Source organism: Sinobaca qinghaiensis (genome assembly GCF_003610495.1).
In the GTDB taxonomy this organism is placed as follows: domain Bacteria; phylum Bacillota; class Bacilli; order Bacillales; family Marinococcaceae; genus Sinobaca; species Sinobaca qinghaiensis.
In genome coordinates, this window is sequence record NZ_RAPK01000009.1 from 401,917 (window position 1) to 424,961 (window position 23,045).

Genomic DNA, 23,045 nt, shown 5'->3' on the forward strand with positions numbered 1-23,045 from the left:
TAATTTTATATTCTTGTATTAAAGTTGGGAAAAAATAAATAATTTCTTATAAAAAAGGGAATACCTCTGTATGCAGCGAATAAGTATTAATAGGACAGCACTGCTGGAACGAAACTTTTACGTCAAACGAATTTAGGTGAGTTATACAAATGGATATGTACGGGATTACAGAAGAGCAACTTTATCTTTTTCATGAAGGAACATTTTATCACAGCCATCACGTGTTTGGGTGCCACCATATTACTTATAAAGGAAAAAAAGGCTGTCGCTTTACCGTCTGGGCCCCCCATGCGGAAAAAATCCACATCGCATGTGAAGAAAATGCCTGGACAGGAGAAGGCTTCGAACTGCACCGTATTGATGATTTAGGAGTATGGTCCGGTTTTTTCCCGGAGTGGAAAGCACAGGCTACATACAAATACTCCATTACAGCAGAAGACGGCAGCATCCTTTTGAAAGCTGATCCCTATGCTGTTTTTTCTGAAATCAGGCCTAATACGGCTTCCGTTTCGATGCTGGAATCAACGCATCACTGGAACGATGAGAAATATCTTGCTGAACGTGCACGCACTAACTTTTATGAATCAAAAATCGCCGTTTATGAAATGCACGCCGGCACATGGAAGCAGCATCCGGATGGTTCGTTTTATTCTTACCGGGAGCTTGCCACCCACATTATACCCTACCTTCTGGAAATGGAATACACTCATGTGGAGCTACTTCCTATCTCTGAGCATCCCTTTGATCAGTCCTGGGGTTACCAGGTTACAGGCTACTTCTCTATTACAAGCCGCTACGGAACTCCTGATGACTTTAAGTATTTCGTTGATGCCTGCCATGCATCCGGCATCGGAGTTATTATGGACTGGGTGCCGGGACATTTCTGTAAAGACTCCCACGGCCTCAGACAGTTCGACGGAAAACCGCTTTATGAATATGATGACCCAATGATTGCTGAAAAAACAAACTGGGGAACATTGGTATTTGATTATACCAAACCTGAAGTCAGATCTTTTTTAATCTCCAATGCGGTATTCTGGCTGGAGGATCTCCATCTGGACGGTATTCGCGTTGATGCGGTTGCCAGTATGATTTATTACAATCTCGAAAAAACGGAAATGGATGCCAAGGTTTATAATATACATGGAGAAGGTATAAATTTAGAAGCAGTGGATTTCCTGAAGCAGCTTAATACCGCTGTTTCCGATAGACTGCCGGACACCCTGATGATCGCAGAAGAAAGCACGGCCTGGCCTATGATCACACATCCTGTGAAGGACGGCGGCCTGGGTTTTGATTTCAAATGGAATATGGGATGGATGAATGATACATTAACATATATGAAGATGCACTGGACGCAGAGAAAAGACTTTCATCACCTGCTGACTTTTTCCGGTGTGTATGCATTTTCTGAACGTTTTATTCTTCCGCTCTCCCATGATGAAGTCGTCCATGAAAAGAAGTCCCTTCTCGACAAAATGCCCGGGAGCCAGGAAGAACAGTTTTCACAGCTTCGCCTTCTTTACGGCTACATGGCATCCCATCCAGGGAAAACACTTCTTTTTATGGGAGGCGAGATCGGTGCTTACGACGAATGGCGCGATAAAGAAGAGCTGGCATGGAATCTCTTAACGTATCCGATTCACCATGCTCTTCAGCGTTACGTCGCTTCTCTACAGAAATTTGTTAAAAACCATCCGGCTTTGTATGCACAGGATCATCAGCCTGAAGGATTTACCTGGGTCGACGCTGACAACAGCGAGCAGAACATTCTTCTTTTTACCCGTCAGAGTGAGGAAGAGGAGCTGCTGATATTGTGTAATTTCTCCGGAATGAAATTTCCTCACTTCCGGATAGGCGTTTCTGAACCCGGTTTGTACCAGGAAGTATTTAACAGCGATGAAGCGGAGTTCGGGGGCAGTGGTTATACAAACAGATTATACCTCCCCTCTTCCCCAAGCCCTCTTCACGGCAGGCCCCACTCTATTGATACAGTAGTACCGCCGTTTTCTACGCTGTACTTTAAGAAAAGAAAAGCAATTAAAAGGAGGAATCATAATGGGTAAAGAAATTATTGGAATGCTGCTTGCAGGCGGCGAAGGAAAGCGTCTCGGCCAGTTAACAAAAGATACCGCAAAACCCGCTGTCCCATTTGGGGGAAAGTATAGAATTATTGATTTCACTTTAAGCAACTGCACACACTCCAACATTGATACGGTTGGGGTACTGACGCAGTATCAGCCAATGGATTTAAACCGTCATCTCGGCTCCGGAACTCCATGGGAGCTGGATAGAAAATATGGAGGAATTTCCATCCTCCCTCCTTTTACCGTTCAGGAAGGCGGAGGCTGGTATTCCGGAACAGCAGACGCTATTTACCAGAATATGCAGTTTATTGACCAATATAACCCTGAATACATTCTTGTTATTTCAGGTGACCATATTTATAAAATGAACTACGATGCTATGCTCGAGCAGCATAAAAAGGAAAATGCGGATGCCACCATCTCGGTTCTTGAAGTTCCATGGGAAGACGCTTCGCGTTTTGGCATCATGAATACAAACGAACAGATGGAAGTTATTGAATTCCAGGAAAAGCCAAAAGAACCTAAAAATAACCTGGCTTCCATGGGTATTTATATATTTACCTGGGCTTCCCTGCGCGACTACTTAATTAAAGACGCAGAAAATTCTGAATCAAGCCATGATTTCGGTAAAGATATTATTCCAATGATGCTTGAGGATGAACGTAAATTAAAAGCTTTCTCCTTTCACGGCTACTGGAAGGACGTTGGAACGATTAAAAGCTACTGGGAAGCCAATATGGACCTGCTGGACCAGAATTCAGGCCTGCGTCTTCATGACAGGAGCTGGAGAATCTATACCGTAAACCCTAATCAGCCTCCCCACTACATGGGACAGGAAGCAACCGTTTCCAATTCCCTCATCAATGAGGGCTGCCATGTGCTTGGCCATATACAGCGCTCCGTGCTTTTCCAGGGAGTACGTGTGGAAGCCGGATCTAATATAAAGGATTCAGTCATTATGCCGGAAGTGAAAATCGGCAGCAATGTCACGCTTGAAAAAGTTATCGTCCGGCCTGGAACCGTTATACCCGACAACTGCGTTATTACATTCGACAAGGCAGAAGATTCCATGGTTGTCGACAACGATACTTCGTTTAAACAATACCTGCCAAGCAATCAACGATAATAATAGGAGGCTAGACTATGGCTAAAATGATGGGTGTTATAAATTTAGATTCCGAGTACAGCAACCTTAATGAGTTAACATATTTCAGAAGCGGGGCTGCTGTTCCTTTTGCCGGAAGATACCGGCTGATTGACTTTACGCTTTCCAATATGAGTAATGCCAACATTCATGATATTGCAATTTTCGCACGTGAAAAGTACAGGTCGCTTATGGACCATCTCGGAACCGGTTCCGACTGGGACCTTGACAGAAAGCGCGGAGGACTCTTCATTCTCCCTCCGGACTGGAACGACCCGTCTGACATTTCCCGCGGTGACCTGCAGCATTTTCATAATAACCGTGACTTTTTTGAAAGAAGCTCAGCTGAATATGTGTTTCTCAGCGGAAGTCAGTGCATCATGAATCTTCCTATTTCCGAAGCACTTGATAAGCATATATCATCTGATGCAGATGTCACGTTAATCTCTGCCAGCTTATCCGATGAGGACCGCGAGGATAACAGCTACCTTAAATTACAGACGGATGAAAATGGAGCGGTTACTGCTTTTTCCCATGATAGAAGCCTCCCTTCTATTTTTACCGGGATGTACATTATCAAGAAAAGTCTTCTTATGGAACTCGTAGATGAGTGTATCAACAATGAAAAAGAAAACTTTTTCTTAAACGGTATTAAAGATAACCTGCATAAATTATCTGTGCAGACGTATCATCACGAAGGATATACCGCGTTTATCCAATCACTGAAAAGCTACTACAAGCAGAACATGCGGCTTCTTAATACAGATCATTACCAGACTTTGTTTTTTGAAAACCAGCGGATTTATACGAAAGTAAAAGATGAGCCGCCTACCAAATACGGCGACAGTGCTGAGGTCAATCACTCTTTGGTTGCCAATGGATGTACCATTGAAGGAGAAGTATCCAACAGTATTCTTTTCCGGGGCGTAACGGTGGAAAAAGGAGCCGTAGTTAAAGACTCTATTATTCTGCAGCGTTGTCATATTAAGGCCGATTCCACGATAGATTACTCTATTATTGATAAAGACAGTACGATTGCCAGTGGAACGACACTAAAGGGCATTGAAGATCGTCCGTATGTCATAGCTAAACGTTCAGTTATATAAGGAGAGATGTCCAATGAATCTTTTATTTGCCGCTTCTGAATCACAGCCATTTTTTAAAACAGGGGGCCTCGCCGATGTGGTGGGTGCCCTCCCTCATGCTTTAAAGGAAACCAGCGACGATCATATACAGGTTATTCTTCCGTATTACAATCAATTTATGAAAGACCATTTTGCGGACAGGCTGGAGCTTGTTAAAACCGACATAACGATTCATTTAGGCTGGCGCCGGCAGCGTGCAGATTTACTTAAACTGAATGAAAAAGGAATTACGTATTATTTCATTAAAAATAATTACTATTTTGACCGGGCTAATATCTACAGCTACTATGATGACGGCGAACGGTTTGTTTTTTTCTCCAAAGCTGTTATTGCTGCTCTTCCGCATCTGGAGAAAGATCCCGATATTATTCACTGTCACGACTGGCAGACCGGCCTCGTGCCCGCTTTTTTGAAAGCATACGGCCTCCATTACAAAACCGTGTTTACGATTCATAACCTGCAGTACCAGGGTATTCTGCAGAATTCCGCATTTGATGACCTGATTAATTTAGGAGGAGAACATTACTTCGGCATGGAATGGAACGGACTTATTAACTGCCTGAAGGCGGCTGTGCATCACAGCGATTTAATTACGACCGTCAGTCCGACCTATGCTGAAGAAATCAAAAGTCCGTTTTTTGGAGAAGGAATGCATTCTCTTTTAAACGATAAATCCGACATTCTGCGCGGTGTTCTAAATGGAATAGATACGGCGTCATACGATCCGGCAAATGATTCTTATATTCCCCACCCTTATCACCACTCACCGGAAAAAAAGCGCAGCAACAAAGAAAGCCTGCAGGCCGAATTGGGACTTCCGGTAAACGGAGATATCCCTCTCATCGCCATGGTGACAAGGCTTGCTGACCAAAAGGGGCTGCCATTGGTAGCTGATGTATTTCCTGAATTGATGGAACGGCCGATTCAATTTGTCCTCCTTGGTACCGGAGATCCCGGCCTGGAGCAGTATTTCCGGGATATTTCCTCCCATTATCCGGAGCAGGCTTCGATTCGTACTTATTTTGATGAGGGACTGGCCCGGAGAATGTATGCAGGCGCGGATTTTCTGCTTATTCCGTCCCGCTTTGAACCGTGCGGCCTGAGCCAGCTCATAGCGCTGCGCTATGAAACGGCCTCTATTGTAAGAGAAACCGGTGGATTAAAAGATACTATTCACCCATTTAATCCCGAAACCGGCACGGGAAATGGATTTACTTTTCATCAGTCTGATGCATACGAAATGCTCGGCTGCATCGATCATGCTCTTACAGTTTACGCAGACGAGAACCAGTGGTCCGCTCTGCTGGAGAACATTTATAAAGCGGAAGTAGACTGGAAAACTTCTGCCCGTGTGTATCAGGATTTGTATCAGCAGCTTTCATGATAAAAGGAGAAGTGAGTCATAATGAATGAACAACAGCTTCAGGATTCCATCTGCCAGACCCTCGAAAAAAAACTGGGGACGACTATCAACGAAGCTACTTCCAGAGAAATATATATTGCGGTAAGTTCTATCGTAAAAGAAAACCTTAACAGCGAGTGGCTTCAAACGACAAAACGCTACAAAGAGCAGAATCCCCGTACCGTTTATTATTTTTCTATGGAATTTTTGATGGGACGCTTACTGGAATCCAATCTTTTGAATATGCATTGGCTCGAACCAATGAAAGCAGCTCTTACCAACCTTGGATTTGTTCCGGAAGACATATTTGCGTGTGAACAGGATGCTGGACTTGGAAACGGCGGCCTGGGACGCCTGGCCGCATGCTTTCTGGATTCTATGGCATCGCTGCAGATTCCCGGCCACGGTTACGGCATCCGCTATAAGTACGGCCTGTTCGAGCAGAAAATTGTTGACGGCAATCAGGTGGAACTTCCTGATTACTGGCTGCGCGAGCCTTACGTCTGGGAAACAAAACGCCCGGATCTTACGGCGGTAATCTGTTTTGGCGGACGCGTAGAAACATATGAAGAGAACGGAAAAATGAAGGTGTCCCTGCTGGATACTGAAAAAGTTGCCGCTGTTCCCTATGATGTGCCTATTAAAGGTTATAACAATGAAACAATCAATACACTCCGGCTCTGGAGCGCAGAGCCTCTTGAGAGTGAAGATGGTTTCTATGCCGGAGACAAGCAGAGCTATTATGATCATTTAGAATCCAAGCGCTCCCTTGAAAGAATTTCTGAGTTTTTATATCCCGATGATTCCAATATGGACGGAAAAATGCTCCGTCTGAAGCAGCAGTATTTTCTCGTTTCCTCCGGGCTTCAGACGATTGTTAAGCTTTTTAAGCAGCGCACCGGTCATTCCTGCTTAAAGCTTCACGAATATATCAGCATACAGATTAACGATACCCACCCGTCACTAGTTGTCCCGGAATTAATGCGTCTGCTTATGGATGAAGAAGGACTTGGATGGGATGAAGCCTGGCATGTTACCACTAATACGGTAGCCTACACGAACCATACCATTTTAAGCGAAGCGCTCGAAAAGTGGCCTGTACCTTTATTTTCCCAGCTGCTTCCGCGCATATACATGATTACTGAAGAAATAAACGAACGCTTCTGCCAGATGGTTTATCACGACCACCCGGAGTACCGGTCTGTTATTCATGAACTGGCGGTTATCAGCTACGGCCAGGTCCGTATGGCGCACCTGGCTGTTGTAGGCAGCTACAGCGTAAACGGCGTCGCTAAAATGCATACAGAAATTCTCAAAAGATCAGAGATGAAGCAGTTCTACGGCCTGTTCCCCGGAAAATTCAATAACAAAACAAACGGCATTACCCACCGGCGCTGGCTGATGCAGGCGAATCCGGAGTTAACCTCGCTGATTAACTCATCTATTGGAGAGGAATGGAAGGAACGCCCGAAAGATCTGATTAAGCTGCTCCGCTATAGTAAAGATGCTTCGTTTCAGGAGAAGCTGTTTGAAGTCAAGCAGTTTAACAAGCAGAATCTGGCCCGTTATATAAAAGAAAAAACAGGCCTTATTATTGATGATCGTTCGATATTTGATGTACAGATTAAAAGGCTTCACGGCTACAAGCGCCAGCTTCTTAATATTCTTTACGTCATTAACCGTTATTTATACCTAAAAGACCATCCGCATGCGGATATACCGGCACGGACGTTTATTTTTGGCGCAAAAGCTGCACCAAGCTATCATTTTGCCAAACAGGTAATCCGTCTTATCGTTTCCGCAGCCGATCAAATTAACAATGATGCTTCGATTAACGATAAAATTAAAATCGTTTTTCTTGAAAATTACAACGTCAGCCTTGCCGAAATGATTATTCCGGCATCTGAAGTAAGCCAGCAGATTTCCACCGCCGGAAAAGAAGCTTCCGGTACCGGCAATATGAAGCTCATGATGAATGGTGCTCTGACACTGGGGACACTTGACGGCGCAAATGTTGAAATTAAAGACATGGTCGGTTCGCAGAACATGTTCCTGTTTGGTATGGAAGAATCTGAAATTGAAGAACTCCACCGTACAGGCGGCTACAGCGCGAAGTCTCTTTATCAAAGCGACAAGCGGCTTCACCACATGATTAATCAGCTTCATGATGGTTTCTTTGGCCGGGACGAGCTCGCCTTTAAAGATATTTACTACCACCTGCTTCGTGATAATGACGAATATTTCGTTTTGAAAGATTTTGAAAGCTACGTGGAAGCACAGGAAATGATCGATCAGACATATCAGCAGTGGAATAAATGGCAGGAAATGAGTATTACCAACATTGCCCATTCCGGCAAGTTTTCCAGTGACCGCACCATTATGCAGTACGCATCTGAAATTTGGAATATCTCTCCTTATATTCCTGTGCCTGCAAAGAAATAAAGCTGCAGACACACAAATTAAATCTAAAAAAAGATGAGCCGCTTTTGGCTCATCTTTTTTATTCTCCAGGAAACTGAAGGCCCCACTGTCTGCGTACTTCATCCATAATCTTCATTACGTCCGAAGTAAGATCCAGGGTCCCATCATTGCTGCGGGCGATAACCATCTGATTCATTGCCTCCACCTCATATTCGAGGGCTCTGGCGGTTTCTCCCGCTTCCAGCGTCTCAGTTGTTCCATCATTATAAACAATATCCGCACGGGAAGCCCGGTTAAAATCATCCATTTCAATATAACCCTGCGAGCCGGTAATCAACCCTTTTTTCGGCATATTCCCCCGGAGCGCCAATGATACCACGGCTACTTCCTGATGCTCATTTTTTAATACAATTCCTGATTGTTCGTCTACACCCGTTGAGGCTGTCGTGCCAAGTGTCACAATTTCATTGGGTGCAGCAGTTAAATAATATCTGGCGAACGTTAAAGCGTAGGTGCCAATATCAAGCAGAGCTCCACCAGCCAGGTCTTTGTTGAAAAAACGATCGGTTTTATCAAAGTCTTTAAACATGCCAAACGTGACGTTAACCATACTGACTTTACCGATGCCGCCTTCTTCAATAAAGGATTTCACTTTTTTATGAAGAGGATTATGATAAATCGTCATTGCCTCCGCTAAAATAAGCCCGCGCTTTTCCGCTTCTTCTTTTAGAATCTGCAGCTGCCTGTCGTTTACCGTGATCGCTTTTTCGCAAAATACGTGGCGGTTTTTCTCGAGACTTTTCATGACCCATTCAAAGTGGTGTGAATGCGGGGTTGCTATATAAACCACGTCCACCTCATCGTCTTCAAGCAGTTCTTCGTAACTTCCGTAGGCATGATCTATACCATACGTATCTGCGAAAGCCTGCGCCCGATCCGCACTTCTCGATGCCACGGCGTGAACATGGCCGTTCACTGCTTTGATTGCTTTGGAAAAATTAATGGATATCGTACCTGGTCCTAAAATGCCCCATTTTAACGTTGTCATTTTTTTCTCCTATCTCTTTTTATAAGAATATCTGCTTTTTTTCCAGCCCGGACGATACAGCAGATAAAGCGCTGTTCCGAGCAGCGGAATACTAAACAGAAGCCATTGTTTAGAAGTCAGCGTCCGTTTTCGTTTTGCGGCATCTTTTTTAATCATGTATACAGCCAGCACTGCAAATAATAGAAAATCAATGACCATCGTGTGTACTAAATGATAAGACCAGAAGGCTTCCCATAATCCACCCGGCTGAAAGCTGCCGACGGCAAAAATAATCAGCGCTCCTGTCAGGAGAACAAGCAGGCCTGCAAATACTTTTGATTCGGTTATTTTCCCAACAGCACCCGGTTTGATAAGGTGCGTTGATTCTTTTCGAAGAGCGATATAGGGCATCAGTGCAAAGGCCCCGGCTCCAAAAGAGAGAAGCACGAAAGGCCACGCTTTAAGGCGCCCCCTGCCCGGATCGGTAAATAGAAAAGCAGTGAAAAGCAGCGGCCAGATTCCCAATGAGTTAAATAAAGCGATAACGAGCGGATTCATACTGGTTTGTTCGAATGTAAAAAGAGCCTGCATCTGCTCCATTGTATATTGCTCTCCGGCCGGTGCATAAAAAATTAAATACACGACGGCGAGAGCCCATAATAAAAGTATTCCCAATTTAGCGGACAAGTATGCTCCTCCCCCTTCTTTTTATGCGCGGTTTTTTCTTCCCCACCATGAGACAAGAAGCGGTCCCGATATATTATGCCAAACGGAAAATACGGCAGCCGGAAGCGCAGCAAGCGGGGTGAAATGAACAGTCGCCAGCTGGCTCGCCAATGCGGAATTCTGCATCCCTACTTCGAGCGAAACCGCGCGCCGCTGGGCCTGGTTCAGCCCCATAAACATTGCTGCCGCATAGCCAAGCAGCAGACCGAAACCATTATGAAGAATCACAGCTGCGATAACCAGTGCCCCTGTCTCTATAACATTTTCTCTGTTTGCAGCTAATACTCCTGCCACAATAGCTACAATTGCTGCCATTGAAACGACAGGAAGTATCTTTGTTCCTTTATCTACTACAGCCGGCAGCAGTTTCCTTACTACAATCCCAAGCGTAATCGGAATTAAAATCACCTGTACAATCGAAAGAAGCATCGCTCCTGCATCCACAGGAAGCCACGTATTAGCAAACAGTAAGAGAAGCAGCGGCGTCATTACAACAGCCAGTATAGTGGAAACCGAAGTCATTGCTACAGAGAGCGCTACATCTCCTTTAGCTAAATACACCATAACGTTAGAGGCTGTCCCTCCCGGTGAAGCACCGACCAGAACGAGACCGGCTGCGATCTCCGGCGGCAGCTGCATAAGCAGCGCAATTAAAAATGCGGCGGCCGGCATAATAACAAATTGAGCAATTACCCCTACAATTACCGGAAATGGCTTTTTAGCAATAATTCCAAAATCCGCTCCCTTAAGAGTCATGCCCATGCCAAACATAATAATACCGAGCAGCAATGTGATGTAAGCTGTAATACCAACAAATACATCCGGCAGAAGAAAAGCTGCACCGGCGGCGGCCAGCACAAATACAGCAAAATATTTGTTCACAAACAAAGTTACCTGATCCATTTTTTCGTCCTCCAATAGTATGTACAAAATTATAGTAATATTTTGTCATTTTACTCTTCTATGGCTTATCCTTCAACCCTTTAACGCAGGTACGAGCCTTCTACTGTAAAATTATTTCCCAACTATGCTACAATTTGGCTGAAAAGGAGACGATACGAATGACAAAGACTGGGAATTATGAAAAAGCTACATTTGCAGGAGGATGCTTCTGGTGCATGGTACAGCCTTTTGATGAGCTTGAAGGCATTATCAGCATTACCTCCGGCTATACGGGAGGTCACGTGGATGACCCGTCCTATGAAGAAGTAAAAACAGGAGAAACCGGCCACTACGAAGCCGTGCAGATTGAATTTAATCCTTCTTTATTTCCTTATGAGAAACTGCTGAGGCTTTACTGGCCGCAGATTGACCCTACCGACGACGGCGGGCAGTTTCAGGACCGCGGTCCACAGTACCGTACCGCCGTTTTTTATCATAATGCAGACCAGGAAGCATCCGCACAGCAGTCTAAAAAAGATATGGAACAGAGCGGAAAATTTTCACAGCCTGTCGTTACGGAAATTAAACCCGCCTCCGCTTTTTATCCTGCAGAAGATTATCACCAGAACTTTTATAAAACACACGAAAAAGAATATAAAGAAGACCGGAAGCAGTCAGGACGGGATGAATTTATCCAGTCCCACTGGCAGTAATTTTCGGTAAATCCCCAAAAAGCTGAACTGCCTGAGGCAGTTCAGCTTTTCTTTTTATCCAAACCAGCCCATCAGCCAGTCCATTCCTGTTACAGAAGCAATAGTCATGGCAATAGTCCACACTGCCAGACTAACGTTCATCCACACAACGATCTGCTTTCTTTCTCCCTGAAATCCCAGGGCCAAAGCAGTAGCCAGATGTATGCCCGTAATGCCCGGTCCGGCGAGAGCAATACCCGGAATGCCGTATTTATCAAAAATACGTTTCATTCTCCGCTGGCGTTTTTCTTTTTTAGCCAGTTTTTTCGGGTCCGCATGTTCCTCTTTGGCGTCGGTTTTCACTTTTCGTTTCTGTATTAAGCGCTGATACCACCGTTTTTTCCTTATCCAGTCCATACCGTAAATAATAAGCAGCACGGGCAGCGCGTTTCCTATAAAGGAAACAACGGCTACAGGAACCGGATGAAGTCCCGCGCCAATCCCAATTGGAATAACAATGACAAGCTCCAGCCAGGGAGTTGCAGCCATAACAAACAGTCCTAAATACCATCCAATCCATTCCATTACTCTTCCACCTGACCGCGTCCGCGGATACCCTTCCAGAAAACAAACCATGCCGCTTCTGTTTTCTTTTCCACTGCTGCTGCATCATAAATATGCATTTCTGTCGATATTCCGTCTAAAATTACGTAAAACGCCTGCAGATACACCGTGGTATCTCCCGGCTCTATTTCCTGCTTGGCGATCCCCTCTTTTATGAGTGCTGCCAGCATGCTGTCGGTTTCACCCTCATAGGCTGAGAATTTCCCCAGTATACTCTGCTGCAGATTCCTGGGTGGAAACATGAGGACTCTCATATAGAGCATGCCTTTATCTTTCGAGCTTAAAAAGCGCGCTGTTGATGTTAATACTTCCTTTAAACGGTATTCTACGTTGCTTTCGCTTTTTAACAATATAGATTCTTTTACATACTCCACATACGAACGGAACACTTCATCCACAATTTCAAGAAACAAAGACTCCTTGCTTTCGATATGATTATAAAGGGAAGGCTTTTTCATCCCAAGCTCTTCAGCAAGCGCTGATAAACTCATTCCATCATATCCCTTATCAGCAAACAGCTTTAGTGCCTCCTGCTTTACTTTTATCTTCATCATTTGATCTGCCTCCTGAAACTAACGAACGGTAGCCATTGTATCTTTTTTGGCAGCAGCCCGTCAATTACTCCCGCTTATAAAAAACGGGCTCTTAACATAGTCGGAATAATAAAAAAGCACCTTCCCGGAAGGAAGATGCTTTTTCGCTTATCCTATTAACGTGAATTCCTCAATCGGCCAATAGCGCAGGTTTGCTTTACCAACAATTTCTTCTGTTTCAATAAAACCAAGCTGACGGCTGTCCATACTATTTAAACGGTTGTCCCCCATTACAAATACCGAGCCTTCCGGCACAGTGCTCTGACCGGTTACTTCCTCGAGGGTGAAGTCCTGTGTAAACAATCCTGTTCCGGATGACTGTTCTTTAAACGGCTCCAGATAGGATTCATCCTGCGCTTCTCCATTGACGTACAAAACATCATTTTCAAATGCAATATGATCTCCAGGTACTCCGATTACTCTTTTAATATAGTCGCTCTGCTCATCAGCGTGAAAAACAATCATATCAGAACGGTCCGGTTCTCCAAATTCATATCCAATTTTATTAATAATCAGACGTTCTCCATTTTCTATTGTAGGCATCATGGATTCACCGTGCACCATGTAGTTTGCAAATAAAAATTGTCTTACGATTAGTACGACCAGTATAACGATAATAAATGTTTTGACCCAATCCCATATTTCACGGGCGATATTATTCATTTCTTTTCCTCCGTTTCATATCTATTATAATGTATCATTATTGATTTACAAGGACAATCATTGTCTTCTGTTAAATAGAAGTTGCTAGTTGGCGGTCATATAGGATAAAATCAATACTATAGCCTAAAATGAAAAAGTATGTGACAAATGTGTAACAATGACTAAAGAATGGTTTCCAGACTATAACGGACACGTAACAATAAGGGGATATTTTATGAAGATACTATGGGTTCTCTTTTCCATAGTTCTCGCGTTCTCTATTTTTCCGGGGCATGCTTCCATGCTTACCCTGGACTCCGTGGCTGATGAAGTAAATACCTCCCCGCCGGGATTATCTTATTCTTTACATGATGAGGAGCTGACTATGGCATGGGGGGAAAAAAACTCAACAGGCTATAGAATAAATATTGAACAAACGAATATAAGCGAGAACACACTGCAGATTTACTATTCTCTGCGCTATCCGGATCCGGAGGAATTCAATATCGCCCATCCTGTTTATCCGGAAGATAAGGCTTCCATTGATGGAAGCGCCGACGACATTGAGAATGTAGAAATGTATGAAGTAAAAAACAGCAGCACATTTAAAGATATAAATACTCCTGTAAAAATAGCCAGAGGCGATATATGGACGCTTACTCTAAACCAGGCGGTTAACTCAGATTCTTTAACAGACGCAAATATTTATATTACCGATGAAAACGATGAAAAATTAACCTCTGTACTTGTGCTTACGACCGATCAGGAAATCAAAATCATCCCTCCCGATGAAGAAATGGAGCGGGGCAGCATTTACACTTTATATGTAGAAAAAGAGCTGCAGTCTTCAGCCGGTAACTCCCTTTTAGGCGGCTATAAACAATCTTTTTACATTGATAACGGAGAATCGGTATCGTGGAAAAAAGATGCACCTGTGACTATGCAGCCTGTTATTGCCAATCAGGAACTTGACCTGTCTTTCCAGGGGGCCGGTGCGGAAGAAACCTCGGAAACGGAAGAAGAAATCAACGTTTTCCCCATTGAAATTGATGAAAACAACCAGCCTTTTATGATACGCCGAATTGAAGAAAATACTTCTTTTTCTCCTTTGCGTTCCCCTCTTTCACCAGCAGACAGCTAAACTCTCCAAAAAAGGAGAGTTTAGCTTTTTATTTTCGAATTGATGCCGATATAAATATAAAGAAAGCTGGAAAGAAAGTAGGAACTCCTTTGAATAAAAAAGCAGGTACGCTTTTTATCGTTATACTTCTTGCACTTACTGTTTTCCTGGCAGCCGCTGTTGCGGGAGAAAGTAACGATTATACCTCCCCTTCCAAAACCCTGGATCACCTTATAGATAAAGAGACTTTTCATATACCAACCAACAGCTTTGTTTATACATCCCAAAATGACGTTCTTGCTGAATGGCATAACGAACAGAACCGTCTGTATACAAAGCAGACAAAAACCCCGGAAATAGTTAAGCAGGCATTTCTTTCGACAGAAGATCAGCAGTTTTTTGAACACAAAGGTCTGGATGCCTCTGCGGTCCTTCGTGCGGTACTTGCTAACGCTCAGGCGGGCTCTATAGAAGAAGGAGCCAGTACTATTACGCAGCAGCTGGCCAGAAACCTATTTCTTCATCACGGTCAGACCTATGAACGTAAAATAGCAGAAGTGCTTTATGCTGTTGAACTGGAGAATACCTATTCCAAAACGGAAATACTGGAAATGTATATTAATACTATTTATTTTAACCGTGGTATTTACGGCTTTGAAACTGCCAGCCGGGCGTACTTCTCCAAATCAAGCAGCGACCTTACGTTGGCAGAAACAGCCTTTTTAGCTGCCGTTCCCGCTAATCCCACGTACTATGATCCAATTGATAATAAGGATCACACGCTGGAACGCCAGGGCTGGATTCTACAGAAACTGCTCGATACAGAGAAGATCACCGAAGAAGACTATCAAACGGCGCTGGATGCTCCTATTACTGTAATAGAACCAACGTCAAGAGTCTCGCTGTCGCCGGATTACGAAGATCTCGTTAAAAACGAATTCCGTGAACTTGTTGCAGATAAAGAAGGATACTCCAAACAGGCGGAAACAGCATCGGATGATGATAAACAGGCAGTGTCTGAAGAATTGGATAAGCGGATAGAAGAGCTGATGAACAGCGGCCTTCATATCTACACACATTATGACAGCGGCCTTCAAGCGGCCCAGAATGAGGCGGCCGGATCGGTTCTGTCAAATGACACTGCTGAAGGAGCTTCTGTTACTATTGATCATTTGAATCATGAAATAGTTGCAGCCATTGGAGGGAAAAATTATCAAAATGGAGAATTCCACCGGGCTTTTCAGGCCTATCGTCAGCCCGGGTCCACTATTAAACCGCTTCTTGTCTATGCTCCCTATATAGAAACGTTTGACGTCTCTTCCATATCAATGGTGGAAACAAAAGATATATGTATTAAAGAGTATTGTGTATCTCAAGATGGTCTTAATCAGCCGGTATCATTAAAAAGAGCGCTTGCTGCTTCCTACAACACCTCCGCCCTCCGCCTGTTTGAACAGACCGGTATCAGCGAATCCTTTTCCTATTTGGAAGGTTTTGCATTTGATAACGTAACTTCGGCCGACTACACTCCCGCTTCCGCTTTGGGAGGGTTCAGCCGGGGAGTCAGCCCGCTGGAATTAACGAACGCCTACACTACGTTTTCCAATAATGGAAGCTTTACGCCGGCACGGGCTATTTCCAGCGTGCAGGATGAGGAGGGAAGAGTGCTTTACGAATGGGAAGATAAAGAAGAGGTGGTCTGGTCGGAGGAAACAAATCAGGAAATGCGGATTCTTCTGGAGGAAGTGATAATATCCGGTACAGGAACCGCAGCAAAAATAGAAGCTGAATCGTTCGGAGGAAAAACGGGCACAACGAATGAGGAAAAAGACTTGTGGTTTGCAGGGTACAATGAACGTTACACCACCGCAGTCTGGATTGGCGAAGATCAGCCTGCCTCTCTTGCTGCAGTCGAAAACGAAAAGCCTGCCCTGGTATGGTGGAAAAAGGTGATGGAATGATCTTTTGATTTATAAGTTGTTCAGGCAGACTCTTTCTGCAGGCTGACGGCAGTCTGCAGCAGAGACACCTGATTTTTTATCCATTACAAAACAGGCAGACTTTCTATAAAGCTGTTGTACAGACGCAGCCCGGTATAGCCTATCGATAAAAACAACGCAGTCCAAAAGCTTCCATGCAGAAACAAAACCCCGATTAAACCCGAAGCTGAAATGAAATCTTTTGTCCGAAATAAAAAATACGTAAAATAGACAATGGCTGCTGTCAAAAAAAGACCGCCAAGCGCCGCTGCAGAAGAAACAAGCAGAAGTGAAATCAGTCCGGCGCCCAGATAAATCCAGCTGCCTCCCCTGATTTTCTGCAGCGCCTCCCCCTCCTGATCTTTGGAAAAAAACAGCAGGGACAGCTCCAGAATGGTTCCGGCTATCAGCTTAAACGCAGCGAACAGCATAAAATAAAAAAGCATGCAGAACAGCAGAATACTTATTTTGATACCTGCTTCAGACATAACTTCCATCATGCCCTGATACAACCCTATATCCTGAAGAAAGCTGCTTACCTGACGCTCTGTATACACAGCGAAAGACAGGCTGAAAAGCAGAATAGCGAATAATGGAAAATGGCTTGTTAAATATGTATTTTTCATAGCAGTGCAACCTTTTCTTTTAAAAAGCCCGCAGCAGAGCTGCAGGCTTTTATATTATAAATGATGAACGACTTCAAATTCTTTTAATTCGTTTCCAGAAGCCGGACTCTTCTCTTTGGATTCCCGCTTTTCTTTATGGGCGTTCTTAAACTGGTCGCTGTGAAGCCAGTTCTGGTAAGCTTCTTTAGATTCCCACTTCGTGAATACGACAAGCGGTGCATCTTCTTTTTCCTGTTCTAGAAACATGAAATCCAGGCAGCCTTCCACCTCTTTCATATTTCCAGCGCTTTTTCCAAATCGTTCTTTCATTTGGCCGCGCGCAGGTGCCGGCACATTTAATTCGTTCATTACTACATACATAATTTAATGCCTCCTGTTTTTTCGAATGATTCTGTATTCATTATACCAACTTAAAGACCTGTAATCCAGATACCATTTCACACACTGGTATCAGTAGGTTATACTATTAGCATAGACTGATACATAGAAAGGACGATGAAGATGAAACTTCTGCTGCTGCTTGGCATCTGTGTCATGTTTCTAGCTTCTATTTTCACTGCCGGCGTTGACGAAAAGGCGCACAAAAAGTAAAAATGATAACGTTATCTTATAAAACCACAGGCTCTTTTAAAGAGCCTGTGGTTTTATGTGAGCTGCTGGAAATTCTGCTGGCGCAGAACTTCGTAAATAATAATCGCCGCTGTATTAGATAGATTCAGGGAGCGAATCAAATCATTCTGCGGTATTTTCAGGCATTGATCCGCATAGCGGTCGATAAGTTCCTGAGGTATACCTTTTGTTTCTTTTCCAAATACAAAAAAGAGGTCTTCTTCTCTGCTGCTGTAATCAATAGAGGAATACGTTCTGCTTCCCACGGTTTCTATAAAATAGAATATGCCGTCCGGAAAGGTTTCAGCCAGTTCATCAAAAGAATCATAATAATGGATCTTAACGTCCGGCCAGTAATCACAGCCGGCTCTTTTCAGCATTTTATCCTCTGTGGAAAATCCAAGCGGCCGGATCAGATGAAGATGTGTACCGGTTCCTGCGCACGTTCGCGCTATGTTTCCTGTGTTAGCCGGGATTTCCGGCTGGTACAATACGATATGGTTGCTCATTGCATGTTTCCTTTCTGTAACGCTCTACCTGACTTTCCGTTCTTGAGCTGTCTGTTCTTTTTCTATTTCCAGGAGATAGGTTTTTTTATCAAGTCCCCCACCGTATCCGACGAGCGCTCCATTGCTTCCTATTATACGATGACAGGGTATCATAATGGGAATAGGGTTTTTATTGTTGGCATTCCCCACTGCCCTTACAGCTTTTTCTGAACCGGCAGCAGCGGCAATCTCTTTATACGAAGCAGTTCTTCCGTAAGGAACTTCAATAAGCGCTTTCCAGACCGCCTGTTGAAAAGGCGTTCCTTCCAAATCATACGCTACATCGAATTCTGTACGCGTTCCTTCAAAATATTCTCTGAGCTGCTGAATTTCTTCTTTAAAAACAGACGCGTTTTCTTCTAATTTAATATCGGCGCCTTTGTATCTCACAGCCCAGACCTTAAAGGCCGGTACAGATTCTGCAGTGCCTGCAAATTTGATAGACATCAGGCCTTTGTCGGAAGAAAATAGGGTAAGTGGACCGATAGGGCTTGTCACCTCTGTATAATACAGTATATTTGTCATTCAAGCATCCCCTTTTCTATTTTCACTGAAGACCAAGTGCCGTTTCCAGCTCCGCCAGAACCTCGGACTCCTGTTCAAGCATATAAGCTTCTTCCAATCCTACAATTGCTTCATGGGTGCCAATTTGTCCCAGAGTCCAGGCACAGGACGAACGGATCACTGGTCTTGGATCATTTTTAATTAATTCATTAAGTTCCGGCACGGCTGATTCCTCTTTAAAGTTTCCTAATGCAATAACCGCGTTACGTTGAATCGGCTTTTTGCCTCTCCATGAACCAGCGATGGAACCAAATCGTTCTTTAAATTCTTTATTGCTCATATGCAGAAGAGAATTTAAATTAGGCTTAACCGTTTCCGGATCCGGTTCGAATTCTTTTTGGTGGTGAAAGTCCACCCCTTTGTTTTTTGGACATACCTGCTGGCAGGTGTCACAGCCGTATATACGGTTGCCGATTTTTTTGCGGTACCTTTCCGGCAGCATATCCTTCGTCTGCGTTAAAAACGCAATGCATTTATTGGCATCAAGCTGTCCTCCCTGGATCAGGGCATCTGTCGGACAGGCATCAACGCATATATTGCATGATCCGCATTGATCAGTCAACGGAACATCCGGCTCGATGGCAAGCGTAGTGAGCATTTCACCCAGGTACACATAGGAACCAAACTCCGGGGTAATAACTGCACAGTTTTTAGCACTCCAGCCGATACCTGCTCTTTCAGCAACTGCTCTGTCTGAGAGCTCTCCTGTGTCCACCATGGACCGGCACTGTGCCTGCGGATCTAATTCCTTCACATACTCTTCCAGCCTGCTGAGGCGCTTACGTAATACGTTATGATAGTCTTCCCCCCAGGAAGCACGGCAGAATATACCCCGCCTGTCTCCTTTTGTACTTTTGGGCGCATTTTTTAATTTGGAAGGATAGGCAAGAGCAATAGAAATGATCGTTCTTCCCTCTTCCATAAGCAGCGAGGGATGGGTTCTTTTTTCTATATCTTTTTCTTCAAATCCAGACTGATACTGAAGCTCCTGCTGCGTAATCAGTCTATCTTTTAACGTTAGAAATGGATCGGCGGAAGCGAATCCAACCTTATCAATACCGATCTCTTTGGCGTAGGATATGATTTTTTCTTTCAGTGTTTCTTCAGGCAATCGCCGTCTCCCCTTTTTCTTCATTCCATACTATAGTAAACTCATTTTATTAAGAGACAAAGGAGTTTTTATATGATTAAACAAATCCTGCTCGATAAATCTTTACTCGAAACAGCTCCCGGACTAAAAATTGGAGTGATTCACTATAAGGATATCATAGTTGGGGAATCTCCTAAAATGATTAAAGGCCGGCTGCAGTTTTACCAGGAAACCCTGCATACGGAACTGCAGGAGCTGCCTCTTACAGAAAAAGAAGGAATTTTAGAATGGAGGAAGATTTTCAAGGCGGCGGGCACCGATCCAGCCAGATACCGTCCTTCCCATGAATCGCTGGCACGAACAGTTAAAAAAACCGGAGCTCTCTCTTTTGTGCATTCTGCCGCCGATTTAAACAACTTTTTTTCTATTCAGTATATGCTTCCTGTTGGAATTTATGATGCGTCTGCATTACATGGAACCATAACGATAAAAGTCGGCGGAAAATACGATACATATGAAGGACTAAATGGAAGAACAAATAATTTCGAAGGGAAAATCGTTTCTACTGATGAGGAAGGAGCATTTGGAAGCCCTATTGTTGATTCCCATCGGACAAAAACAAAGATAGAAAGTACAGAAGCACTCCAGCTTTTCTACCTTCCTCCCTCTCTTCCAAAAGAAGAAGCGGTAAAGCTTTTGGCAGCCTCTTCAAAAATGTTTCATCAAATACACAGTGGAGAAGCTTCCACTATCATTCTAGATGCAGAACAGCCGGATTTCTCCTTCTAAAAAACGATATACACAACAAAACACATCCATCTCTGGGTGTGTTTTGTTGTTTAATATTTGTGATGAATATGCAGATTGATTTCCTCAGCAATTTCAAACCAGTTTCTCATATTCTCTTCAATATAAGTCTGATGATTTGCAGGAAGACGTTCTAAAATAATCGTTTTAAAGTCTTCGATCTCATTTTGTTCGAAAAAAAATGTTACAAATACCGTCGAATGAATAGTATGTGTCAACGTATAGTTAATGTGGAGGTCTTTATGCGGATCTCTTGTTTTTATAGATGTTTTTGATTTAACTGGTTTTATAGGTTTCATATGCATTCCCCCTTTTTATGTAAAAGGAAATTAATTTGAAAATTCTTACTATTATGAATATATATATGATTTCTTTTAGTATATCATGAAATCATCTAGTATTTTGCATTATTTCCATCCAACAGAAACAAAAAAACAGCTCCCGGCAGCGGGACCTGTTCACGTATAATTAAATGAGTGGTAGCGGTGGCCGGGATCGAACCGGCACTCCGTTAGGAACACGATTTTGAGTCGTGCGCGTCTGCCAATTCCGCCACACCGCCAAGTCAGTAAATTAATGAAGTTGGTGCCGAGGGCCGGACTCGAACCGGCACGGAGGTACACCCTCCGCAGGATTTTAAGTCCTGTGTGTCTGCCAATTCCACCACCCCGGCAGGTTGTAAAGGGAAAAATGATGTATGGAGGCGACACCCGGATTTGAACCGGGGAATAGGGGTTTTGCAGACCCCTGCCTTACCACTTGGCTATGCCGCCATTTATGAAATGCGGTCTTTTATGTGTTGACTCGCGTTAAAAATGGAGCGGAAAACGGGATTCGAACCCGCGACCCCCACCTTGGCAAGGTGGTGCTCTACCACTGAGCTATTTCCGCATAAATGGCTGGGCTAGCTGGATTCGAACCAGCGCATCACGGAGTCAAAGTCCGATGCCTTACCGCTTGGCCATAGCCCAACATAAAAATGGGGCGGCTGATGGGAATCGAACCCACGAATGCCGGAACCACAATCCGGTGCGTTAACCACTTCGCCACAACCGCCATATTTAATATTGGCAGGGGTAGTAGGAATCGAACCCACATCTGCGGTTTTGGAGACCGCCGTTCTAGCCGTTAAACTATACCCCTATATGAATAAAAATGGTGGAGGGGGACGGACTCGAACCGCCGAACCCAGAGGGAGCAGATTTACAGTCTGCCGCGTTTGGCCAACTTCGCTACCCCTCCACATGGTGCCGGCCAAAGGACTTGAACCCTCAACCTACTGATTACAAGTCAGTTGCTCTACCAATTGAGCTAGACCGGCATAAATAAAGTGGTGGCTCGAGACGGAATCGAACCGCCGACACGTGGATTTTCAGTCCACTGCTCTACCGACTGAGCTATCGAGCCATGCTTATATTTTCTCTATGAACAGTTTATACTGCTTCACTAGAAAAATACAACTACTTCTTTAAAAATAAAATGGCGGTCCGGACGGGACTCGAACCCGCGACCTCCTGCGTGACAGGCAGGCATTCTAACCAACTGAACTACCGGACCATTTTGGTTGCGGGGGGAGGATTTGAACCTCCGACCTCCGGGTTATGAGCCCGACGAGCTACCAGGCTGCTCTACCCCGCGATGTTATAAAAAATGGTGGAGGATGACAGGATCGAACTGCCGACCCCCTGCTTGTAAGGCAGGTGCTCTCCCAGCTGAGCTAATCCTCCAATATTTGGTGACCCGTACGGGATTCGAACCCGTGATACCGCCGTGAAAGGGCGGTGTCTTAACCACTTGACCAACGGGCCTAAAACTAATATGTAATGGCGGAGAGCGAGGGATTCGAACCCTCGAGACGGGTTAACACCGCCTACACGATTTCCAATCGTGCTCCTTCGGCCACTCGGACAGCTCTCCATTGGCTCCACAGGCAGGATTCGAACCTGCGACCGATCGGTTAACAGCCGATAGCTCTACCACTGAGCTACTGTGGAATATTATAAAGCCCGGCAACGTCCTACTTTCACAGGGGGTCGCCCCCCAATTATCATCGGCGCACAAGAGCTTAACTTCCGTGTTCGGCATGGGAACGGGTGGGACCTCTTGGCCGTTGTCACCGGACAACATCGGGAACCGGTGGTTCCTTCAAAACTGGATAGCGACATCCGAATGGAAAAAGTATTTGGATAAGTCCTCGATCGATTAGTATCTGTCAGCTGCATGCGTCGCCGCACGTCCACCTCAGACCTATCTACCTTGTCATCTCCAAGGGATCTTACTCACTTGCGTGATGGGAAATCTCATCTCGAGGGGGGCT

The 23,045-nt window shown here is 44.4% G+C and carries 21 protein-coding genes, 16 tRNA genes and 2 rRNA genes; 9 read left to right on the top strand and 30 right to left on the bottom strand.

Annotation, left to right across the window (positions count from 1 at the left end; translation table 11 throughout):
- Positions 1–149 precede the first annotated feature (149 nt).
- Genes glgB through ATL39_RS11815 form a run of 5 tightly spaced genes read left to right on the top strand, consistent with a single transcriptional unit; the run spans position 150 to position 8,220 of the window.
- Positions 150–2,066 (top strand): 1,4-alpha-glucan branching protein GlgB, encoded by a 1,917-nt coding sequence (gene glgB, locus ATL39_RS11795; protein WP_120193550.1) that lies wholly within the window; start codon positions 150–152, stop codon positions 2,064–2,066.
- Positions 2,059–3,213, top strand: coding sequence for a glucose-1-phosphate adenylyltransferase (locus tag ATL39_RS11800; protein ID WP_120193551.1), 1,155 nt, complete (start codon positions 2,059–2,061; stop codon positions 3,211–3,213). Before glgB ends, ATL39_RS11800 begins: the two co-directional genes overlap by 8 nt.
- Positions 3,214–3,230: 17 nt before the next feature.
- Positions 3,231–4,337: a glucose-1-phosphate adenylyltransferase subunit GlgD gene (gene glgD, locus ATL39_RS11805; protein ID WP_120193552.1), complete on the top strand. Its 1,107-nt coding sequence runs from the start codon at positions 3,231–3,233 to the stop codon at positions 4,335–4,337.
- A 13-nt stretch (positions 4,338–4,350) separates the two neighbouring features.
- Positions 4,351–5,760 (top strand): glycogen synthase, encoded by a 1,410-nt coding sequence (locus ATL39_RS11810; RefSeq protein WP_120193553.1) that lies wholly within the window; start codon positions 4,351–4,353, stop codon positions 5,758–5,760.
- Positions 5,761–5,781: 21 nt separating this feature from the next.
- Positions 5,782–8,220, top strand: coding sequence for a glycogen/starch/alpha-glucan phosphorylase (locus ATL39_RS11815; RefSeq protein WP_120193554.1), 2,439 nt, complete (start codon positions 5,782–5,784; stop codon positions 8,218–8,220).
- Positions 8,221–8,278: 58 nt separating this feature from the next.
- On the opposite strand, the gene ATL39_RS11820 is transcribed toward ATL39_RS11815, so the two are convergent.
- The 3 genes from ATL39_RS11820 to ATL39_RS11830 are packed head-to-tail and all read right to left on the bottom strand — an operon-like array spanning position 8,279 to position 10,855.
- Positions 8,279–9,247: a Gfo/Idh/MocA family protein gene (locus ATL39_RS11820; RefSeq protein ID WP_120193555.1), complete on the bottom strand. Its 969-nt coding sequence runs from the start codon at positions 9,245–9,247 to the stop codon at positions 8,279–8,281.
- Between the two features lie 9 nt (positions 9,248–9,256).
- Complete coding sequence (locus tag ATL39_RS11825) at positions 9,257–9,913, bottom strand: hypothetical protein (RefSeq protein ID WP_120193556.1); 657 nt, start codon at positions 9,911–9,913, stop codon at positions 9,257–9,259.
- 21 nt (positions 9,914–9,934) lie between these two features.
- On the bottom strand, positions 9,935–10,855 hold the full coding sequence (locus tag ATL39_RS11830) for a bile acid:sodium symporter family protein (RefSeq protein ID WP_120193557.1): 921 nt from the start codon (positions 10,853–10,855) through the stop codon (positions 9,935–9,937).
- A gap of 158 nt (positions 10,856–11,013) precedes the next feature.
- Here ATL39_RS11830 and msrA point away from each other — a divergent pair, with 158 nt between their 5' ends.
- Entirely contained in the window at positions 11,014–11,547 is a 534-nt protein-coding gene (gene msrA, locus ATL39_RS11835; protein WP_120193558.1) for a peptide-methionine (S)-S-oxide reductase MsrA, read from the top strand.
- A 54-nt stretch (positions 11,548–11,601) separates the two neighbouring features.
- On the opposite strand, the gene ATL39_RS11840 is transcribed toward msrA, so the two are convergent.
- The 3 genes from ATL39_RS11840 to lepB form a co-directional block, all read right to left on the bottom strand.
- On the bottom strand, positions 11,602–12,111 hold the full coding sequence (locus ATL39_RS11840; protein WP_120193559.1) for a small multi-drug export protein: 510 nt from the start codon (positions 12,109–12,111) through the stop codon (positions 11,602–11,604).
- Positions 12,111–12,704, bottom strand: a complete 594-nt coding sequence (locus ATL39_RS11845) for a TetR/AcrR family transcriptional regulator (RefSeq protein WP_120193560.1) — start codon at positions 12,702–12,704, stop codon at positions 12,111–12,113. Before ATL39_RS11845 ends, ATL39_RS11840 begins: the two co-directional genes overlap by 1 nt.
- Before the next feature lie 147 nt (positions 12,705–12,851).
- Positions 12,852–13,406 carry a signal peptidase I gene (lepB, locus tag ATL39_RS11850; protein WP_120193561.1) on the bottom strand — a complete coding sequence of 185 codons (555 nt, stop codon included), beginning with the start codon at positions 13,404–13,406 and terminating at the stop codon, positions 12,852–12,854.
- A gap of 214 nt (positions 13,407–13,620) precedes the next feature.
- On the opposite strand from lepB, the gene ATL39_RS11855 reads away from it, so the two are divergent.
- Positions 13,621–14,526: an Ig-like domain-containing protein gene (locus ATL39_RS11855; protein WP_170146915.1), complete on the top strand. Its 906-nt coding sequence runs from the start codon at positions 13,621–13,623 to the stop codon at positions 14,524–14,526.
- 89 nt (positions 14,527–14,615) lie between these two features.
- Positions 14,616–16,466, top strand: a complete 1,851-nt coding sequence (locus tag ATL39_RS11860) for a transglycosylase domain-containing protein (protein WP_120193563.1) — start codon at positions 14,616–14,618, stop codon at positions 16,464–16,466.
- Positions 16,467–16,549: 83 nt separating this feature from the next.
- On the opposite strand, the gene ATL39_RS11865 is transcribed toward ATL39_RS11860, so the two are convergent.
- From ATL39_RS11865 to queG, 5 genes are all read right to left on the bottom strand, one after another.
- Entirely contained in the window at positions 16,550–17,110 is a 561-nt protein-coding gene (locus ATL39_RS11865) for a DUF5366 family protein (protein WP_120193564.1), read from the bottom strand.
- 54 nt (positions 17,111–17,164) lie between these two features.
- The gene (locus ATL39_RS11870) at positions 17,165–17,470 is read right to left on the bottom strand and encodes an antibiotic biosynthesis monooxygenase family protein (RefSeq protein ID WP_120193565.1); all 306 of its coding nucleotides are present in this window, start codon (positions 17,468–17,470) and stop codon (positions 17,165–17,167) included.
- Between the two features lie 284 nt (positions 17,471–17,754).
- On the bottom strand, positions 17,755–18,228 hold the full coding sequence (gene trmL, locus ATL39_RS11875) for a tRNA (uridine(34)/cytosine(34)/5-carboxymethylaminomethyluridine(34)-2'-O)-methyltransferase TrmL (RefSeq protein ID WP_120193566.1): 474 nt from the start codon (positions 18,226–18,228) through the stop codon (positions 17,755–17,757).
- A 24-nt stretch (positions 18,229–18,252) separates the two neighbouring features.
- Complete coding sequence (locus tag ATL39_RS11880) at positions 18,253–18,792, bottom strand: methylated-DNA--[protein]-cysteine S-methyltransferase (RefSeq protein ID WP_120193567.1); 540 nt, start codon at positions 18,790–18,792, stop codon at positions 18,253–18,255.
- Positions 18,793–18,814: 22 nt separating this feature from the next.
- Complete coding sequence (gene queG, locus ATL39_RS11885) at positions 18,815–19,942, bottom strand: tRNA epoxyqueuosine(34) reductase QueG (RefSeq protein ID WP_245960981.1); 1,128 nt, start codon at positions 19,940–19,942, stop codon at positions 18,815–18,817.
- Positions 19,943–20,014: 72 nt separating this feature from the next.
- Here queG and ATL39_RS11890 point away from each other — a divergent pair, with 72 nt between their 5' ends.
- Positions 20,015–20,710 carry a B3/B4 domain-containing protein gene (locus ATL39_RS11890; RefSeq protein WP_120193569.1) on the top strand — a complete coding sequence of 232 codons (696 nt, stop codon included), beginning with the start codon at positions 20,015–20,017 and terminating at the stop codon, positions 20,708–20,710.
- Positions 20,711–20,760: 50 nt separating this feature from the next.
- On the opposite strand, the gene ATL39_RS11895 is transcribed toward ATL39_RS11890, so the two are convergent.
- From ATL39_RS11895 to ATL39_RS11985, 19 genes are all read right to left on the bottom strand, one after another.
- Positions 20,761–21,027, bottom strand: a complete 267-nt coding sequence (locus ATL39_RS11895) for a hypothetical protein (protein ID WP_120193570.1) — start codon at positions 21,025–21,027, stop codon at positions 20,761–20,763.
- A gap of 178 nt (positions 21,028–21,205) precedes the next feature.
- Positions 21,206–21,290 (bottom strand) — tRNA-Leu (locus tag ATL39_RS11900).
- Positions 21,291–21,311: 21 nt separating this feature from the next.
- Positions 21,312–21,401, bottom strand: a tRNA-Leu gene (locus ATL39_RS11905).
- Positions 21,402–21,426: 25 nt separating this feature from the next.
- Positions 21,427–21,501 (bottom strand) — tRNA-Cys (locus ATL39_RS11910).
- A gap of 43 nt (positions 21,502–21,544) precedes the next feature.
- Positions 21,545–21,619 (bottom strand) — tRNA-Gly (locus tag ATL39_RS11915).
- A gap of 5 nt (positions 21,620–21,624) precedes the next feature.
- Positions 21,625–21,699 (bottom strand) — tRNA-Gln (locus tag ATL39_RS11920).
- Positions 21,700–21,708: 9 nt separating this feature from the next.
- Positions 21,709–21,784, bottom strand: a tRNA-His gene (locus ATL39_RS11925).
- Between the two features lie 12 nt (positions 21,785–21,796).
- Positions 21,797–21,871: transfer RNA gene (locus tag ATL39_RS11930), tRNA-Trp, on the bottom strand.
- A gap of 13 nt (positions 21,872–21,884) precedes the next feature.
- A tRNA-Tyr gene (locus ATL39_RS11935) sits at positions 21,885–21,970 on the bottom strand.
- Between the two features lie 3 nt (positions 21,971–21,973).
- A tRNA-Thr gene (locus tag ATL39_RS11940) sits at positions 21,974–22,049 on the bottom strand.
- 10 nt (positions 22,050–22,059) lie between these two features.
- Positions 22,060–22,135: transfer RNA gene (locus ATL39_RS11945), tRNA-Phe, on the bottom strand.
- 73 nt (positions 22,136–22,208) lie between these two features.
- Positions 22,209–22,285 (bottom strand) — tRNA-Asp (locus ATL39_RS11950).
- Between the two features lie 4 nt (positions 22,286–22,289).
- A tRNA-Met gene (locus ATL39_RS11955) sits at positions 22,290–22,366 on the bottom strand.
- 13 nt (positions 22,367–22,379) lie between these two features.
- Positions 22,380–22,455, bottom strand: a tRNA-Val gene (locus ATL39_RS11960).
- Between the two features lie 6 nt (positions 22,456–22,461).
- A tRNA-Glu gene (locus ATL39_RS11965) sits at positions 22,462–22,536 on the bottom strand.
- Positions 22,537–22,552: 16 nt separating this feature from the next.
- Positions 22,553–22,645, bottom strand: a tRNA-Ser gene (locus ATL39_RS11970).
- Between the two features lie 2 nt (positions 22,646–22,647).
- A tRNA-Asn gene (locus tag ATL39_RS11975) sits at positions 22,648–22,722 on the bottom strand.
- A 10-nt stretch (positions 22,723–22,732) separates the two neighbouring features.
- Positions 22,733–22,849, bottom strand: a 5S ribosomal RNA gene (gene rrf / locus ATL39_RS11980).
- Positions 22,850–22,910: 61 nt separating this feature from the next.
- Positions 22,911–23,045 (bottom strand): 23S ribosomal RNA (locus tag ATL39_RS11985); the annotation flags it as partial.